This is a genomic window from Agrococcus sp. KRD186 (genome assembly GCF_017168255.1).
Taxonomy (GTDB): domain Bacteria; phylum Actinomycetota; class Actinomycetes; order Actinomycetales; family Microbacteriaceae; genus Agrococcus.
Genome location: NZ_JABFAP010000016.1, coordinates 1 through 293, shown reverse-complemented (window position 1 = coordinate 293; position 293 = coordinate 1). Strand labels below are relative to the sequence as shown.

Annotated in this window: 1 protein-coding gene; it reads left to right on the top strand. The window is 70.0% G+C overall.

Annotation, left to right across the window (positions count from 1 at the left end):
* The coding region (locus tag J1M46_RS15055) for an IS1634 family transposase (protein WP_446698595.1) at positions 1 to 293 on the top strand (293 nt) is incomplete at both ends.

Here is a 293-nt window from a genome sequence, read left to right as displayed (position 1 = left end):
CGCAACGGCTGCGGAGGCCGCGTATGCGCACGCGACCCGGGCTGGCGCGCTCACGCTGGTCCTCTATGACGTGACCACGCTGTATTTCGAGGCCGAGTACGAAGACGCGCTGCGGAAGGTCGGCATGTCGAAGGAGCGGCGCGTGGATCCGCAGATCCTGGTCGGCCTGCTCGTCGACGCCGGCGGCTTCCCGCTCGAGGTCCACGCGTTCCCCGGCAACAAGGGCGAGACCCTCACGCTGCTGCCCGTGCTGGATGCCTTCCGCGCCCGCCACGGCGTCGAAGAGCTCGTCG